Raw genomic sequence first — 15389 nt, forward strand, 5'->3', positions numbered from 1 at the left:
CCCTCCGCACCCGGGCCCCTTCCCCTTTTCCCCGCCTTCTGCTCGTGCTCCGCACCCGTGGGGCGGCCGTTCGCGTGGGGCGGCAGGAACGTGATCGGGCCCGGCTCCCCTGGTGGGGGGCCGGGCCCTTCGTCGTGCGGTGGCACCGCCATGCAGCACCGCAGGACGGTCTTTATCCGAAGCGGCCGGAGATGTAGTCCTCGGTCGCCTGGACGCTCGGGTTGGAGAAGATGCGCTCGGTGTCGTCCAGCTCGATCAGCTTGCCGGGCTGGCCGACGGCCGCCAGGTTGAAGAAGGCCGTGCGGTCCGAGACGCGGGCGGCCTGCTGCATGTTGTGCGTCACGATGACGATCGTGAAGCGTTCCTTCAGCTCGCCGATGAGGTCCTCGATGGCCAGGGTGGAGATCGGGTCGAGGGCGGAGCAGGGCTCGTCCATCAGCAGGACGTCCGGCTCGACGGCGATGGCCCGCGCGATGCACAGGCGCTGCTGCTGACCGCCGGAGAGGCCGGAGCCCGGCTTGTTGAGGCGGTCCTTGACCTCGTTCCAGAGGTTGGCGCCCTTGAGGGACCGCTCGACGATGTCGTTCAGCTGGGACTTCTTGTAGCTGCCGTTGAGGCGCAGGCCCGCCGCCACGTTGTCGAAGATCGACATGGTGGGGAAGGGGTTCGGACGCTGGAAGACCATGCCCACGGTGCGGCGCACGGCGACCGGGTCGACGTTCGTCCCGTACAGGTTCTCGTCGTCCAGCATCACCTTGCCCTCGACGCGGCCACCCGGGGTGACCTCGTGCATCCGGTTCAGGGTGCGCAGGAAGGTGGACTTGCCGCAGCCGGAGGGGCCGATGAAGGCGGTCACCGAGCGCGGCTCGACGGTCATCGAGATGTCGTCGATCGCCTTGTGGGCGCCGTAGTAGGCGGAGAGGCCGCTGACGTCGATTCGCTTGGCCATGTGAATCACTTCCAATTTACCGCGGTCAGCGGCCGGTCTTCGGGGCCTTCCAGCGGGCGATGCCGCGGGCCACCAGGTTGAGGATCATGACGAAGGCGATCAGGACGAGCGCGGCGGCCCAGGCGCGGGCCACGGCGGCGTCGGTGCCGACCGCGTACTGCTCGTACACGTAGAGCGGCAGGGAGGACTGGGCGCCTTCGAAGGGGTTCGGGTTGATGAGCTTCGTACCGAACACGAGGAGCAGGACCGGGGCCGTCTCACCGGTGATGCGGGCGACCGCGAGCATGACGCCCGTGGTGATGCCGCCGATCGCGGTGGGCAGGACCACCTTCAGGATCGTGCGCCACTTGGGGATGCCGAGGGCGAGGGAGGCCTCGCGGAGCTCGTTCGGGACGAGCTTGAGCATCTCCTCGGTGGAGCGGACCACGACCGGCATCATCAGGATGGCGAGGGCCATCGCGCCGGCGAAACCGGAGGGGCCGAAGCCCAGCATCAGGTTCCAGGTGGCGAGGACGAAGAGGCCGGCGACGATCGACGGGATGCCCGTCATGACGTCGACGAAGAAGGTGACGGCCTGGGCCAGCTTGCCGCCGCCGTACTCGACCAGGTAGACGGCGGTGAGGAGGCCGATCGGCGCGGCGATCAGGGTCGCGATGCCGACCTGCTCGATGGTGCCGAGCAGCGCGTGGTAGAGCCCGCCACCGGCTTCGGCGTCGAGGACGCCGTTCATCGAGTGGGTGAGGAAGTAGCCGTCGAGGACTTCGAGGCCCTTGCTGAGGGTGACCCAGGCGAGGGACAGCAGCGGGACGACGGCGAGGACGAAGCACACCCAGACGACGCTGGTGGCGACGCGGTCCTTGGCCTGGCGGCTGCCTTCGACCTTGGTGGTCAGGGCGAAGGTGACGAGGACGAACAGCAGCGCGGCGACCAGGCCCCACTGGACCTTGCTCTGCCAACCGGCGGCGGCGCCGATGCCGATGCCGGCGACGATCGAGCCACCGGCGATGGCGGCCGGTGCCCAGCGGGGGAGGCGGGCGTGTGCGAGGGACCCGCGGCGCGGGGCCGCCGTGACCGGACGTTCCTGTATGGCGTGGCTCATGCCGCGGCCCCCGAGTACTCCTTGCGGCGACCGATGATCCAGCGGGCGGCGCCGTTGACCAGCAGGGTGATGACGAAGAGGACGAGACCGGAGGCGATCAGCGCGTCACGGCCGTACTCGTTGGCCTCGTTGAACTTGGCGGCGATGTTCTGGGCGAAGGTGCCACCGCCCGGGTCGAGGAGGTGGCCCGAGAGGACGAAGCTGGGGGAGAGGACGACCGCGACGGCCATCGTCTCGCCGAGCGCGCGGCCGAGGCCCAGCATGGAAGCGGAGATGATGCCGGAGCGGCCGAAGGGCAGCACCGACATGCGGATGACCTCCCAGCGCGTGGCGCCGAGGGCGAGTGCGGCCTCCTCGTGCATCCGCGGGACCTGGAGGAAGACCTCGCGGGTCACGTTGGTGATGATCGGGAGGATCATGATCGCCAGCAGGATGCCGACGGTGAACATGTTGCGGGCGACGCCCTCGCTGGACTTGTCGAAGACGTACGTCCAGCCCATGTACTGGTCGAGCCACTTGTTGAGGCCGCCCAGGTAGGGGACGAGGAAGATCGCGCCCCAGAGGCCGTAGATGATGCTGGGCACCGCGGCGAGCAGGTCGACCACGTACGCGAGCGGCTTGGCCAGCTTGCGGGGGGCGTAGTGCGAGATGAAGAGGGCGATGCCGATCGCGACGGGCACGGCGATGAGCATCGCGATGACCGAGGACACGATCGTGCCGTAGGCCAGGACGGCGATGCCGAAGGCCGGCGGCTTCCCGGCCGGGTTCCACTCGAAGGTGGTGAAGAAGTTGGTGCTGTCCTGCGAGATGGCGAGGACGGCACGGTAGGTGAGGAAGACCGCGATCGCGGCCATGATCACGAGGAGGGTGATGCCGGAACCTCGGGACAGACCGCTGAAGATGCGGTCCCCGGGGCGGGTCGCGCCCTTGGCGCTCCGGCTCCTCTGTATGTCGGGTGAGGTGGTAGCCATCTGATTCTCCGGTCTGCGGGGCCGGTACGGACGTACGGGCCCCTGGCGGCGGTGCACCGGATGCCGGCCCGGTCCCTCCCGTCAGGTGAGGGACCGGACCCGGCAGGGGTCAGGACAGGGTGGGGACGATCTCGCGGACCTTGGTCGCGATCTCGGCCGGGAGCGGGGCGTAACCGGCGTCGGAGAGGACCTTCTGGCCCTCCTCGCTGACGGTGTAGTTGAGGAACGCCTTCAGGGTCGGCAGGTTCTCCGCCTTGTTGCCCTTGTCGCAGGCGATCTCGTAGGTCACCAGGACGATCGGGTAGGCGCCCTCGGCCTTGGTGGCGTAGTCGAGGGAGAGGGCCAGGTCGTCGCCGGTGCCCTTGATCTTGGCGGCGCCGATGGCCTTGGAGGCGTTCTCCGTGGTCGCGGCGACCGGGGCGGAGGCACCGGTGTTGATGCTGACCGTGTCGATCTTGTTGGCCGTCGCGTAGGAGAGCTCGAAGTAGCCGATGGAGCCCACGGCGTCCTTGACCGCGGTGGCGACACCGGAGGAGCCGTTGGCGGCCTGGCCGCCGGGGGCGGGCCACGACTTCGTCTTCGGGTCGTACTTCCAGTCGGCCGGAGCGGCGGTCGACAGGTACTTGCCGAAGTTCTGGGTGGTGCCGGACTCGTCCGAGCGGTGGAAGGCCTGGATGGTGGTGTCGGGGAGCTTGGCGCCCGGGTTCAGCTTGGCGATCGCCGGGTCGTTCCACTTGGTGATCTTCGTGTCGAAGATCTTGGCGATGGTGGGGGCGTCCAGGACGAGGTTGTCCACGCCGTCCAGCTTGTAACCGACGGCGATGGGGCCGCCGACCATCGGCAGGTTGATGCCCTTGCCGCCGGTGCAGATCTTCTGCGACTCGGCGACCTCTTCGTCCTTGAGGGCGGAGTCGGAGCCGGCGAAGGTGACCTGGCCCTGGTTGAACTTGGTGATGCCGCCGCCGGAACCGATGGCCTGGTAGTTGACCTCGACGCCGGAGCACGCGGCCTGGAAGTTCTTGACCCAGAGGTCCATCGCGTTCTTCTGCGCGCTGGAGCCGGCGGCGAGGAGCTGGCCCTTGGCACCGTCGCACGCGATGTTCGACGCGGCGGCGGAGGTCTTGGCGCCGCCCTCCTTGGTCGGGGTCTCCGTGTTGTCGTCCGAACCGCACGCCGAGAGGACGAGCGCGCCGGAGACGACGAGGGCACCGATCGCGGAGGCGCGAAGCCCGTTCTTGCGCGAAAGCTTCACTTTCGGGTGTTCCTTCCAGAAGCCGCCTTGTCGCGGACCGTGTGTCCTGAACGTTCTACGGCGGTGCTGTCGGTTGGTGGGTGCATCGCTGTGCTCCGTGCACCGTGTAAGGCCGAAATTAGGCAGAACAGGTGAAGCCGTCGACGGAGGAGAGTGAACGGGAGGTGAATCGTGCCGGAAGCCCGGGTGCGGTCGATGGGGAGGCGGACGGCACGGGCCGTGCCCGTACGCCCCGGCTCACCGGCCTGATCCGTGGGCTCCGCTCAGGTCGTGGTGGCGCCGGGGGCGGCCCGTCGGGATCCGCGCGCCCCGAGGAGGGCGTCGACCAGTTCCCTGTCCCTGTCCTGGGTGAGTCGGGACCGTGCGGCTCCCGGGGGGAGCCAGAGCAAGCGCGTCACCTCGCGGTTCGGCGCGAAGGAGCCCCCGGTGGCCTCGGCCGCCCAGTACCGTACCTCCTTGGGACGGCCCTGCACCCGGTAGCGCACGGTGGGCAGCTCGACACCCAGGGTGCAGGTCATGCCGGTTTCCTCAAGGACTTCCCGGATCGCACCCGACCGGGCGTCCTCGCCGCGCTTCAGCTTGCCCTTCGGATGGGACCAGTCCGTCCACTTCGGGCGGAAGACCAGGGCGATCTCGATCCCGTGGCCGGAAAGCGCCGGCCGCCACAGGACGCAGCCCGCCGCCAGGATAGGACCCCGGTCGTCGGTCACGGGACCGGAGCCGTCGTGCTCCGCCAGGCGCGCTGGAAGGCGAAGCGGGCGGCCTCGACCTCGTGGCGCTGGTCGGCGTGGAGGACGCCGAGGGCGTACGCGGTCGCCGGGGCGATGCGCGGGGTGCGGGCGGCGGTGGCGGCGGCCGTCGCGGCCTCGGCGGCGTCGCGGTGCCGGTCCAGGGCGCGGGCGGCCTCGTACAGGACGGAGTGCGGGTCGTTGTCGGTGTGCAGGGCCTCGGTGGCGTACCGGTGCAGCCGCAGCAACAGGCGGGTCTGGTGCCAGGGCGCGTCCTGGGATTCGCCGGCGGCCAGGCCGAGGGCGTCGGCGTTGTACGGGTGCGCCGCCCGGGTCAGCGGAAGGGCGGCGACCGCGTCGAGGAGCCGCCGTTCGGCGAGCTCGGCGGGGCCGTCCAGGACCTCGACGGCCGGGGCCTCGCCGACGGGGCCGAGCGGCACCTCGGAGGCGAGGAGGGCGACGGCGTCGGCGACGGCGTGGAAGCGCGCGGAGCCGAGGGCCTGCAGGGAGGCCGAGTGGGCGCGCGTCCTGGCCAGGGTCAGCTGGCGTTCGAGGAGGGCGCAGGCCCGGGCGGCGCCGACGGCGAGTCCGTTGCTCTCCGAGCCCCGCGCCGCCGGCACCGGCCCGCTGCCGTTCGACAGGCGGGACAGCGCGTCCACCAGCCGGACGAGCCGGGAGGTGCAGGCGTGCTCCAGGGCCAGGGTGCCGGAGAGCCAGGCGAGCTCGGTGCGCAGGTGGTCGGCCCAGGCGGGGTCGAGCAGCGGCCGGAAGGTGTGGAGGGTGCCGCCGATCCTGCGGGCCGCGCCCCGTAGCGTCCGTGCGGCCTCCTCCGCCCCGGCCGTGTCGGAGCCGCTCTCGCCGTGCAGGCGCAGGCCGCGGAGGAAGTCCGCGGCCCGGGCGTGCAGGTAGGGGGCCAGGACCTCGCCCGCCGTGACGTCCTGGGAGTGGTCAGGGTTGTGCACGCCGGCGCCTCCGCGCGTCGATGAGCATCTCCTGGACGTGCCGTAGGGGCCGGCCCTCGGGGTCGGTCGCGTGTCGCGTCCAGTTCCCGTCGGGTCCCAGGTGCCAGGAGGAGGTGGTGTCGGACATCCCGGTCTCCAGGAGCCGGGTGAGTGCGGCCCGGTGCGCGGGGTCGGAGACCCGTACCAGGGCCTCGATCCGGCGGTCCAGGTTGCGGTGCATCATGTCGGCGCTGCCGAGCCAGACCTCGGGCTCGCCGCCGTTGCCGAAGGCGAAGATCCGGGAGTGTTCGAGGAAGCGCCCGAGGACCGAGCGGACCCGGATGTTCTCCGAGAGGCCGGTGACTCCGGGGCGTACGGCGCAGATGCCGCGGACCCAGATGTCGACGGGGACGCCGGCCCGCGAAGCCTGGTAGCAGGCGTCGATGACGGCTTCGTCGACCATAGAGTTGACCTTGATCCGGACGTACGCGGGCCGCCCGGCGCGGTGGTGCGCGATCTCCTTGGTGATCCGGGAGACCAGCCCGTCCCGCAGGGACTTGGGGGCGGTGAGCAGACGCCGGTAGGTCTCGCGACGGGAGTAGCCGGAGAGCCGGTTGAACAGGTCGGAGAGGTCGGCGCCGACCTGCGGGTCGGCGGTGAGCAGGCCGAGGTCCTCGTAGAGCCGGGCGGTCTTCGGGTGGTAGTTGCCGGTGCCGACGTGCGAGTAGCGGCGGAGCAGTTCGCCCTCCTGTCGCACGACGAGCGACAGCTTGCAGTGGGTCTTGAGGCCGACGAGGCCGTAGACGACGTGGCAGCCGGACTCCTCCAGCTTCCGCGCCCACTTGATGTTGGCCTGTTCGTCGAAGCGGGCCTTGATCTCGACGAGGACGAGGACCTGCTTGCCGGACTCGGCGGCGTCGATGAGGGCGTCGACTATGGGGGAGTCGCCGGAGGTGCGGTACAGGGTCTGCTTGATGGCGAGGACGTCCGGGTCGGCCGCCGCCTGCTCCAGGAAGGCCTGCACGGACGTCGAGAAGGAGTCGTACGGGTGGTGCAGGAGCACGTCCCGCTCGCGCAGCGCGGCGAAGATGTCGGGCGCGGACGCCGACTCGACCTCCGCGAGGTCGCGGTGGGTGCCGGCGACGAACTTCGGGTACTTCAGCTCGGGCCGGTCCTGCCCGGCGATCCCGAAGAGTCCGGTGAGGTCGAGCGGGCCGGGCAGCGGGTACACCTCGGCGTCGGAGACCTTCAGCTCGCGCACCAGCAGGTCGAGGACGTAGGGGTCGATGGACTCCTCGACCTCCAGGCGCACCGGCGGGCCGAAGCGGCGCCGCATGAGCTCCTTCTCCAGGGCCTGGAGAAGGTTCTCGGTGTCGTCCTCCTCGACCTCCAGGTCCTCGTTCCTGGTCACCCGGAACATGTGGTGCGCGAGCACCTCCATGCCGGGGAACAGCTCCTCCAGGTGGGCCGCGATGACGTCTTCCAGGGGCACGTACCGCTGCGGGGAGGCCTCCAGGAAGCGGGAGAGCAGCGGCGGCACCTTGACGCGCGCGAAGTGGCGGTGACCGCTGACCGGATTGCGCACCACCACGGCGAGGTTGAGGCTGAGGCCGGAGATGTAGGGGAAGGGGTGCGCCGGGTCCACCGCCAGGGGAGTGAGGACCGGGAAGATCTGCTGCCGGAAGAGCGTGAAGAGCCGTGCCTGCTCCTTCTCGGTGAGCTCGGGCCAGCGTATGAGGTGGATGCCCTCGTCGGCCAGGGCCGGGGCCACGTCCTGCTGGTAGCAGGCGGCGTGCCGGGCCATGAGCTCCCGCGAGCGGGTCCAGATGAGGTCGAGGACCTCGCGGGGCTGCAGGCCGGAGGCGGAGCGGGTGGCGACGCCGGTGGCGATGCGGCGCTTCAGGCCGGCCACGCGGACCATGAAGAACTCGTCGAGGTTCGAGGCGAAGATCGCCAGGAAGTTCGCCCGTTCGAGGAGGGGCGTGGTGGGGTCCTCGGCGAGTTCGAGGACGCGCTCGTTGAAGGCGAGCCAGCTGCGCTCCCGGTCGAGGAAGCGTCCCTGGGGCAGGTCGTCGCCGAGTGCGCCGTCGTCCTCGTAGGTGTCGGGATCGGCGTCCAGGTCGGCTTCGATCTCGGTGACGACGGCTCCGTTCACCACGTGCGCGCGGTGCGCGGTGATGGAGCCGAGGGACGGCGCGGCGGACGACGGGGCGGACGAGGTGGCGGAGGACTGGACCGGGACCTCGGCGGGCTGCTGGCTCATGGCCCCATTCTTCCGCGCGAAGGGGTGGTCGGGCGCGTCGGAGCGGGCCGTGAGGGAAGGAAGTCTCCCTTTCGGGAGGGCGGACACGGAGCGCTTCATTGCGTGAGCGTCGCAAGCGCTTCTGAATGGCCGGTAACGACGACATGTCGTCGGGGAATCGGGGGTGGGGCCGTGTGCGGGCCCCGCCCCCGATATGTCTACGCGTGTCCTCCTACGGGTGTCGGGCCCGCAGCACGCGGAAGGCGGCGTACAGCGCGAGGCCGGCGAGGGCGAGCACGATGCCGCTCTCGATCAGCTGGGTCGGCCAGAAGTGGGACCGGGGGTGGTAGTCGACGAACTCGCTGACGACGTCGTGGCGCGCGAGGCAGCCGTCGTAGGTCTTGATCCAGAGGTCGGGGACGTCGACGTTCCTGGTGGCGTCCATGGCCTCGCTCCGGCAGGTCCACGGGTCGAAGCGGCTGCCGTCGCGGGTGAGCATGCCGGTGTGGACCAGGAAGGCGTCGTTCGGGAGCCCGGAGGCGGGCCCGTTCTTGACGTACGTCTCCACCGGGAGGAAGGACCAGCGCAGCGCCCCGAGGACGAGCAGGAGGACGCCCAGGACCAGGCCGGTGGTCGCCATGGCGACCAGGGTGCGCCGGACGAGCAGTCCGATGAGGGCGCCGACGGCGACGGCGGCGAGGACGTACGCGACGAGGACGACGCCGCTGCTCTCGTAGGGGCCGCGGTCGGCCCAGGTGAGGTTCCAGCCGCCGGAGACGCGGCCCCAGCCGATCCGGAAGACGCCCATGAGGGCGAGGGTGGCGAGGAGGGCGGCGGCGGTCGTGACCAGGAGCTTGGTGCGGAGCCAGGCGGTCGGGCTCAGGGACTGGGTGAGGGAGAGCTTGTGCGTCCCCGACTCGAACTCCCGGGCGATGAGCGGGCCCGCGACGAAGGCGCCGACGAGCAGCGGCAGCAGGAGCATGCCCACCACGCCCTGCAGCATGGCCTCCCTGAGCAGTGCGTGGCCGGTGTCGTTCGCGGGGACCCGCATCCCGTCCGCCGTGAGCGAGTCGGGGGTCTGCGCGTCCCACAGCCGCAGCCCGGCGACGACCAGGAAGGACAGGGCGACGACCGCCGCGGTCAGCCAGAGCGTCCGGCGGTACTGGCGGACCGTCAGCCAGGAGGCGCCCTTCAGGGCGAGGCCGCTCATGCCGGGGCTCCTTCGGTGGTGCGGAGGTGGGCGAGGAGGAGGTCCTCCAGGGAGGGTTCCCGGGTGTCCCAGGGGCCTTCGACCGGGCCCCGGTGGCGTATCAGGGCGGTGAGCTGACGGCCCGTGGTCCGGGACTCGACGACGGTGTGCGGGGCGAGGTCGCCGATCGGGCCGGTGAGCAGGGTGTGCGCGGCGAGGAGTTCGTCGACGGGTCCGTCGAGGCGGATCGTGCCGCCGTGGAGCAGGAGGAGGTGGTCGCAGGAGCCTTCCAGCTCGGTGAGGATGTGGGAGGACATGACGACGGTGGTGCCGCGTTCGGCCGCCTCGGCCATGAGCAGGCCCATCAGTTGGTGCCGGGCGAGCGGGTCGAGGTCGGCCATGGGCTCGTCCAGGAGCAGCAGTTCGGACCGCTTGCCGAGGGCGAGCGCGAGGGCGACCCGGGTGCGCTGGCCGCCGGAGAGGGTGCGGACGAGGGCGTCGGAGGAGAAGCCGCCGCCTTCGACGACCCGTCGGGCGAGGGCGTCGTCCCAGCGGCCCGGGTTGAGTTCGCGGCCCATGCGCAGGGTGTCGGCGACGCTGAGCCGGGGGTGGAGCGGCTTGTCCTGGGCGACGTAGGCCAGGTGCTCGCGGGCGGGGGCGTCGATGGTGCCCTCGGTGGGGCGGAGGAGGCCGGCGGCGAGGGCGAGGAGGGTGGACTTGCCGGCGCCGTTGGGGCCGACGAGGGCGCAGATCCGGCCGGCGGGGAGGGCGAAGTCGCACTCCCGCAGGGCCCAGCCGCGTCCCCTTCCCCGGTATCGCTTGCCCAGGAGGCGGGCCTCCAGGGCGGTGGGCTCGGTCATCGGTCGTCGTCCCCCTCGAAGTGGTCCTTCAGTACGGATGTGAAGAGCGCGGCCACGTCGTCCTTCTCCAGTCCGGCGGCGCGTGCCCGGCGTGCCCAGTCGGCGAGTTCGCCGCGGAGGGGCGAGTCGGCGGGGGCGGTGCCGAGCGTGGTGCGGACGAAGGTGCCGAGGCCGCGGCGGGCCTCGACGAGGCCTTCGCGTTCGAGTTCGCGGTAGGCCTTGAGGACCGTGTTGGGGTTGATGGCCGTCGCTTCGACGACCTCGCGTGCGGTGGGCAGTCGGTCGCCGGGCTCCAGGAGGCCCATGCGGAGGGCCTGCTTCGTCTGTTGGACGATCTGGAGGTAGGTGGCGACGCCACTGCGCCGGTCGATGCGGTACTCGACCACGATCCCTTCCACCACCCTTTCACTAATCAAGTAGTGAAAGGGTGGTGGAAAACAGGGGGCGGTGTCAACCGCCCCCTGGTGACCGCGGGTTCAGGACTCCGTGCGGTACATCAGGTCCACCTCGTGCGTGGTGAAGCCCATTCCCTCGTAGACCCGCACCGCCGCCGTGTTGTCCGCGTCGACGTACAGCATCGCCGTCGGCAGCCCCTGCGCCGCCAGGTGCCGCAGCCCCGTGGCCGTCAGCGCCTTGCCGAGGCCGCCCCCTTGGGCGTCGGGCAGGACGCCGACCACGTACACCTCGCCGAGCTGCTCCTCGGCATGGGTCTTCGTCCAGTGGAAGCCGATCAGCCGCCCGTCCTTCTCCGCGAGGAAGAAGCCCTTGGGGTCGAACCAGGGTTCGGCCATCCGGTCGTCCAGGTCCCGTTGGGCGAGCGAGCCCTGCTCCGGGTGGTGGGCGAAGGCGGCGGCGTTCACGGACAGCCAGGCCGCGTCGTCCGCGCCGGGGACGAAGGTGCGGACGGTGACGCCCTCGGGGAACACCGGCTCCGGGACGTCCAGCGGCACCAGCGGCCTGCGCAACTGGCGCAGTTCGCGGAAGAGCGTCAGGCCGAGCACCTGGGCGAGGTGCCGGGCGGCGGGCTTGCCGCCGTGCGCCCAGACGCGCAGCCGCTTGCCGGAGGCGTCGAGCAGGGCGGTGCCGAGCGCCCGGCCGTGGCCGCGGCCCCGGTGGGAGGGGTGGACGACCAGCTCGGCGGCCGGCGCCTCGATCGGGTCGGTCTCCTCCAGTTGGGCGTAGCCGTAGAGGTGGGAGCCGACGGTGAGGAGGAAGTGCCGGACCCCCTCGCGCCTGCCGTGGCGCAGGTAGAGCCGCCCCTGTTCGGACACGGCGTGCAGGCCGTCGGCCTGGTCGGAGGCTTCGAGGAGGGACAGGACGTCCTGGATCTGCTCGGGCGTGAGCTCGTCGTACGTGTGGATCTGCCGTCCCGGTTCGAGGGCCGGCGCCGCGTCGGAAGTCATGGTGACGAGCCTACGGCGACACTTCGTCAGCCATTGGCAACTGTCTTGTAACCAGCCACCCCCTGTTGCGCTACGCGCGTTGACTCTAGGCTGCACGCGCAACGGGGGATCTAGGTCATGGCCTGAAACGGGGCAAGGGGACGAGTGGGAGAGATGGCAGCGACACCGAGGAAGAACAAGACTGCACGGCGAATTCTCGCCGCAGGGGCCGGGCTTGCGACGGTCGGCGCGCTCGTCGCCGCGATGCCGTCGGCCGGGGCGGCCGGGGGCGCGGTGGCCTCCGGGCACGGGAACGGCAAGGGCTGGGGGCGGATGGTCGATGTCCAGCTGCTGTCCTTCAACGACCTGCACGGCAACTTGGAGCCGCCGGCCGGCTCGTCCGGCCGGGTGACCCGGACCAAGGAGGACGGGACCACCGAGACGATCGACGCGGGTGGCGTCGAGTACCTGGCGACGCACCTGCGTCAGGCGCGCCAGGGCAACCGCTACTCCATCACGGCGGCGGCCGGCGACATGATCGGTGCCTCTCCGCTGCTGTCGGGCCTGTTCCACGACGAGCCGACGATCGAGGCGCTCAACGAGCTCGACCTGGACGTCACCTCGGTGGGCAACCACGAGTTCGACGAGGGCGCGGTCGAGCTCGCCCGCATGCAGAACGGCGGTTGCCACCCGACCGCGGGCTGCTCCGTCGAGGGCAAGCGGTTCCGCGGGGCCGACTTCCCCTACCTCGCGGCCAACGTGACCAAGGAGAAGACCGGCAAGCCGCTGCTGGACCCGTACTTCATCTGGGAGAAGAACGGCGTCCGGATCGGCTTCATCGGAGTGACCCTGGAGGGCACCCCGAACATCGTCACCGCCGAGGGCGTCAAGGGCCTGAAGTTCGGCGACGAGGTCGAGACGATCAACAAGTACACGAAGGTCCTGGAGCGCAAGGGCGTCAAGTCCATCGTCGCCCTGGTGCACGAGGGCGGCAGGCCGGCCTCGTCCTCGTACAACTACGACTGCGGCGGGGACGGCGAAGGCCTCTCGGGCGCGATCGTCGAGATCGCCAAGAACGTCTCGCCGCAGGTCGACGCGCTGGTCACCGGCCACACCCACCAGGCCTACGTGTGCAGCATCCCGGACCCGGCGGGCAAGCCGCGCCTGGTCACCTCGGCGGCCTCCTACGGCAAGCTCTACACCGACACCACGCTGACCTACGACCGCCGCACCAAGGACATCGTCCGCACCGCGGTCGCCTCGGCGAACCGCGTGGTCAGCCGTGACGTGCCGAAGGCCACCGACCTCACCCGGCTGATCGAGGACTGGAAGGGCCTGGCGGCTCCGATCGCGAACCGCCCGCAGGGCTTCATCGCCGCCGACATCAACGGCCGCGGCTCCACGGCGTACGAGAAGCCGCTCGGCGACCTGATCGCCGACGCGCAGCTGGAGGGCCTGGCCCCGGCGGACAAGGGCGGCGCGCAGCTGGCCCTGATGAACCCGGGCGGCATCCGTTCCGACCTGGTCTACAAGGCCTCCGGTTCCGAGGGCGACGGCGTCGTGACCTACGGCGAGTCCTTCACGGTGCAGCCCTTCACCAACATGATGAACGTGGTCGACCTGAGCGGCGCCAACCTGATCGCCGCGCTGAAGCAGCAGGTCAGCGGCTCGAACCTGGATTCGGTCAAGATCCTCCAGGTGTCGAAGGGCCTCACCTACACGCTCGACATGACGAAGACGGGCGCGGACCGCGTCGTCGACGGCACGATCGAGCTGAACGGTGAGCCGATCGACCCGACCAAGAGCTACCGCGTCGCGATGAACGAGTTCCTCGCGGGCGGCGGCGACGGCTTCGCGGCCCTGGCCACCGGCACCAACAAGCTGGTCGGCGCCTCGGACCTGGACCTCTTCAACGCCTACCTGAACGCCCACTCCTCGGCCGCCGACCCGCTCGGCGTTCCGGCTGCGGACCGGATCACGGTCGTGCAGTAACCCGTAGGGCCCCCGGGAGGGGGCGGTGCGCCGCCGCGACGGTGCGCCGCCCCCTCCCCGTGCGTCCGGAGGGGCCGGGCGGTCTGGTGATGTTGTCGTGGACCTGCCATAGTGCCGGGTCATGGACCGACGACGCTTGCTCGTGGGGGCCCTCGGGGCCGGAGCCGCACTACTGGTCGGGGCGCCCCGCGCCGCGGCCGTGGACGTACGGGGATGGATGGGGAGCCACGGGGACGGGACCGACCTGCGGCGGCTCACCATCCCCGGCACGCACGACTCGGGCGCCCGGTACGGCGGCCCCTGGAGCGAGTGCCAGAACACCGGTATCGCCCAGCAGCTGGACGCCGGAGTCCGGTTCCTGGACGTGCGCTGCCGGGTCACCAACGGGTCCTTCGCGATCCACCACGGGGTCTCGTACCAGAACATGATGTTCGGGGACGTGCTCGTCGCCTGCCGGGACTTCCTCGCCGCCCACCCTTCCGAGACCGTCCTCATGCGCGTCAAGCAGGAGTACTCCGAAGAGTCCGACGCCGCCTTCCGTGCCGTCTTCGACGACTACCTCGACCGGCGCGGATGGCGGCCCCTCTTCCGGATCGGGAACGCGCTGCCCCTGCTCGGCGAGGCCCGCGGACGGGTGGTGCTCCTCGCCGACAACGGCGGCCTGCCCGGGCTGCGTTGGGGCGACGGTTCCGTCTTCGCGATCCAGGACGACTGGCAGGCGCTGCCCGACGCCAAGTACCGCAAGATCGAGGGCCACTTCCGTGCGGCCGTCCAGCAGCCCGGCCGGCTGTACGTGAACTTCACCAGCACCTCGGCCTATCTGCCGCCTCGCTGGAACTCCGACCGGATCAACCCCTGGGTCCACGGCTTCCTGGACGGCGCCGAGATGGCCGGGCGCACCGGCCTGGGCATCGTGCCCATGGACTTCCCCCAGACCCGGACCGGACTCGTCGAGGCGCTCCTCCGGCACAACTAGCGCGGGGCCTTCGTCCCGTGCACGGCCGTGTACTCGGCCGCCAGCCAAGGGGCCAGCCCCTCGATGAGGACGTCCAGGTCCCCCGGAGCCGGGGCCGCCGACCGGCCCACCCGCACCGCCAGCCGCATCTGCTCGGCCCGCTCCGGATGGGAGCGGGCGAAGAGCTCCGCCGACCGGTCCAGGTCGCTGGTCCAACCGCCCCACCGGGGCATCACCAGGGTGAAGCCCGTGCGGACGAGCCGGCGGCCGACGTTCCTGCCGAGCAACCCGAGGTCCCCGCCCCGTGCGGCGCGGGCCCGCCAGCCGGGCAACAGGAGGGCGAGGTCGCCGTTGGTCTCCCGGGCGAGCAAGGAGGTGGGACGGTACCCGGGCAGCCGCTCGGCCAGGTCCGGACCGAACAGCGGAGTGCACAGGCAGGCCACGAAGAAGCCCAGGTCGTACCGTTCGAGCTCACTGAGCAGCACGTCGGTGCTGGTCAGCAGGATCCCGACGCCGTCGATCTGGGGCAGCGCACGGTCGAGCGCGGCCTCGACCGCCCGGGCGTCGGCCCGGTCCGCCTCCGTGGGTTCCCGGTGCAGGGCCAGCTGGACGTCCAGGTCGGAGACGCCGGGGACCGCCGTGCCGCGGGGCACGCTGCCGTACAGATAGGCGCCGTGCAGCCGGTCCGGGCCGAACGTTCCGGCGATCCGCTCCCGCGCGGCCTCGACGACCGGCGCGAACGCCGCCTGCACCCGCCGCAGGGAGCCCTCGCGCGCGATCGTTCCGTCGGGGTTCAGACCGTGATCGTCCATGGGGCCACTCTGGCCGT

General features: G+C 71.0%; 14 protein-coding genes. 2 read left to right on the plus strand and 12 right to left on the minus strand.

The window, feature by feature from the left end:
• Window positions 1-172: 172 nt before the first annotated feature.
• From pstB to mshD, 11 genes are all read right to left on the minus strand, one after another.
• Window positions 173-949 carry a phosphate ABC transporter ATP-binding protein PstB gene (pstB, locus tag ACFW2Y_RS15435; RefSeq protein WP_376487454.1) on the minus strand — a complete coding sequence of 259 codons (777 nt, stop codon included), beginning with the start codon at window positions 947-949 and terminating at the stop codon, window positions 173-175.
• Window positions 950-974: 25 nt separating this feature from the next.
• Window positions 975-2048 carry a phosphate ABC transporter permease PstA gene (gene pstA / locus ACFW2Y_RS15440; RefSeq protein ID WP_384878375.1) on the minus strand — a complete coding sequence of 358 codons (1074 nt, stop codon included), beginning with the start codon at window positions 2046-2048 and terminating at the stop codon, window positions 975-977.
• Entirely contained in the window at window positions 2045-3019 is a 975-nt protein-coding gene (gene pstC, locus ACFW2Y_RS15445; RefSeq protein ID WP_384878378.1) for a phosphate ABC transporter permease subunit PstC, read from the minus strand. Before pstC ends, pstA begins: the two co-directional genes overlap by 4 nt.
• Window positions 3020-3128: 109 nt before the next feature.
• Window positions 3129-4271, minus strand: a complete 1143-nt coding sequence (gene pstS, locus ACFW2Y_RS15450) for a phosphate ABC transporter substrate-binding protein PstS (RefSeq protein WP_384878381.1) — start codon at window positions 4269-4271, stop codon at window positions 3129-3131.
• 263 nt (window positions 4272-4534) lie between these two features.
• Window positions 4535-4981 (minus strand): NUDIX hydrolase, encoded by a 447-nt coding sequence (locus ACFW2Y_RS15455; protein WP_384878384.1) that lies wholly within the window; start codon window positions 4979-4981, stop codon window positions 4535-4537.
• Window positions 4978-5961, minus strand: a complete 984-nt coding sequence (locus ACFW2Y_RS15460) for a CHAD domain-containing protein (RefSeq protein WP_384878387.1) — start codon at window positions 5959-5961, stop codon at window positions 4978-4980. The genes ACFW2Y_RS15455 and ACFW2Y_RS15460 overlap by 4 nt, the downstream gene beginning before the upstream one ends.
• Window positions 5948-8203, minus strand: a complete 2256-nt coding sequence (locus ACFW2Y_RS15465) for an RNA degradosome polyphosphate kinase (protein WP_384878390.1) — start codon at window positions 8201-8203, stop codon at window positions 5948-5950. Before ACFW2Y_RS15465 ends, ACFW2Y_RS15460 begins: the two co-directional genes overlap by 14 nt.
• A 211-nt stretch (window positions 8204-8414) precedes the next feature.
• Entirely contained in the window at window positions 8415-9392 is a 978-nt protein-coding gene (locus tag ACFW2Y_RS15470; protein WP_384878393.1) for an ABC transporter permease, read from the minus strand.
• Complete coding sequence (locus ACFW2Y_RS15475; RefSeq protein ID WP_384878396.1) at window positions 9389-10231, minus strand: ATP-binding cassette domain-containing protein; 843 nt, start codon at window positions 10229-10231, stop codon at window positions 9389-9391. Before ACFW2Y_RS15475 ends, ACFW2Y_RS15470 begins: the two co-directional genes overlap by 4 nt.
• Window positions 10228-10647: a GntR family transcriptional regulator gene (locus ACFW2Y_RS15480; protein ID WP_384878399.1), complete on the minus strand. Its 420-nt coding sequence runs from the start codon at window positions 10645-10647 to the stop codon at window positions 10228-10230. Before ACFW2Y_RS15480 ends, ACFW2Y_RS15475 begins: the two co-directional genes overlap by 4 nt.
• A gap of 60 nt (window positions 10648-10707) precedes the next feature.
• Window positions 10708-11634: a mycothiol synthase gene (mshD, locus tag ACFW2Y_RS15485; protein ID WP_384878402.1), complete on the minus strand. Its 927-nt coding sequence runs from the start codon at window positions 11632-11634 to the stop codon at window positions 10708-10710.
• Window positions 11635-11787: 153 nt separating this feature from the next.
• Between mshD and ACFW2Y_RS15490 the strand changes: the two genes are divergently transcribed.
• Both ACFW2Y_RS15490 and ACFW2Y_RS15495 read left to right on the plus strand, forming a co-directional pair.
• Entirely contained in the window at window positions 11788-13605 is a 1818-nt protein-coding gene (locus ACFW2Y_RS15490; protein WP_384878405.1) for a bifunctional metallophosphatase/5'-nucleotidase, read from the plus strand.
• 121 nt (window positions 13606-13726) lie between these two features.
• Window positions 13727-14581 (plus strand): phosphatidylinositol-specific phospholipase C, encoded by an 855-nt coding sequence (locus tag ACFW2Y_RS15495; RefSeq protein ID WP_384878408.1) that lies wholly within the window; start codon window positions 13727-13729, stop codon window positions 14579-14581.
• Here the strand turns inward: ACFW2Y_RS15495 and ACFW2Y_RS15500 are convergent.
• Window positions 14578-15372, minus strand: coding sequence for a nucleotidyltransferase (locus tag ACFW2Y_RS15500; protein WP_384878411.1), 795 nt, complete (start codon window positions 15370-15372; stop codon window positions 14578-14580). The two genes, ACFW2Y_RS15495 and ACFW2Y_RS15500, sit on opposite strands and share 4 nt — an antisense overlap.
• Window positions 15373-15389: the final 17 nt, after the last annotated feature.

The sequence above is a fragment of the Streptomyces sp. NPDC058877 genome (assembly GCF_042742855.1).
GTDB lineage: Bacteria > Actinomycetota > Actinomycetes > Streptomycetales > Streptomycetaceae > Streptomyces.

What these genes read in the sequence shown, in the direction of transcription:
- ACFW2Y_RS15465 (WP_384878390.1), bottom strand. Translation starts at nt 8,203, where the DNA reads ATGAGCCAGCAGCCCGCCGAGGTCCCGGTCCAGTCCTCCGCCACCTCG.
- pstA (WP_384878375.1), bottom strand. Translation starts at nt 2,048, where the DNA reads ATGAGCCACGCCATACAGGAACGTCCGGTCACGGCGGCCCCGCGCCGC.
- pstC (WP_384878378.1), bottom strand. Translation starts at nt 3,019, where the DNA reads ATGGCTACCACCTCACCCGACATACAGAGGAGCCGGAGCGCCAAGGGC.
- mshD (WP_384878402.1), bottom strand. Translation starts at nt 11,634, where the DNA reads ATGACTTCCGACGCGGCGCCGGCCCTCGAACCGGGACGGCAGATCCAC.
- pstB (WP_376487454.1), bottom strand. Translation starts at nt 949, where the DNA reads ATGGCCAAGCGAATCGACGTCAGCGGCCTCTCCGCCTACTACGGCGCC.
- ACFW2Y_RS15490 (WP_384878405.1), top strand. Translation starts at nt 11,788, where the DNA reads ATGGCAGCGACACCGAGGAAGAACAAGACTGCACGGCGAATTCTCGCC.
- ACFW2Y_RS15500 (WP_384878411.1), bottom strand. Translation starts at nt 15,372, where the DNA reads ATGGACGATCACGGTCTGAACCCCGACGGAACGATCGCGCGCGAGGGC.
- ACFW2Y_RS15495 (WP_384878408.1), top strand. Translation starts at nt 13,727, where the DNA reads ATGGACCGACGACGCTTGCTCGTGGGGGCCCTCGGGGCCGGAGCCGCA.
- ACFW2Y_RS15470 (WP_384878393.1), bottom strand. Translation starts at nt 9,392, where the DNA reads ATGAGCGGCCTCGCCCTGAAGGGCGCCTCCTGGCTGACGGTCCGCCAG.
- ACFW2Y_RS15475 (WP_384878396.1), bottom strand. Translation starts at nt 10,231, where the DNA reads ATGACCGAGCCCACCGCCCTGGAGGCCCGCCTCCTGGGCAAGCGATAC.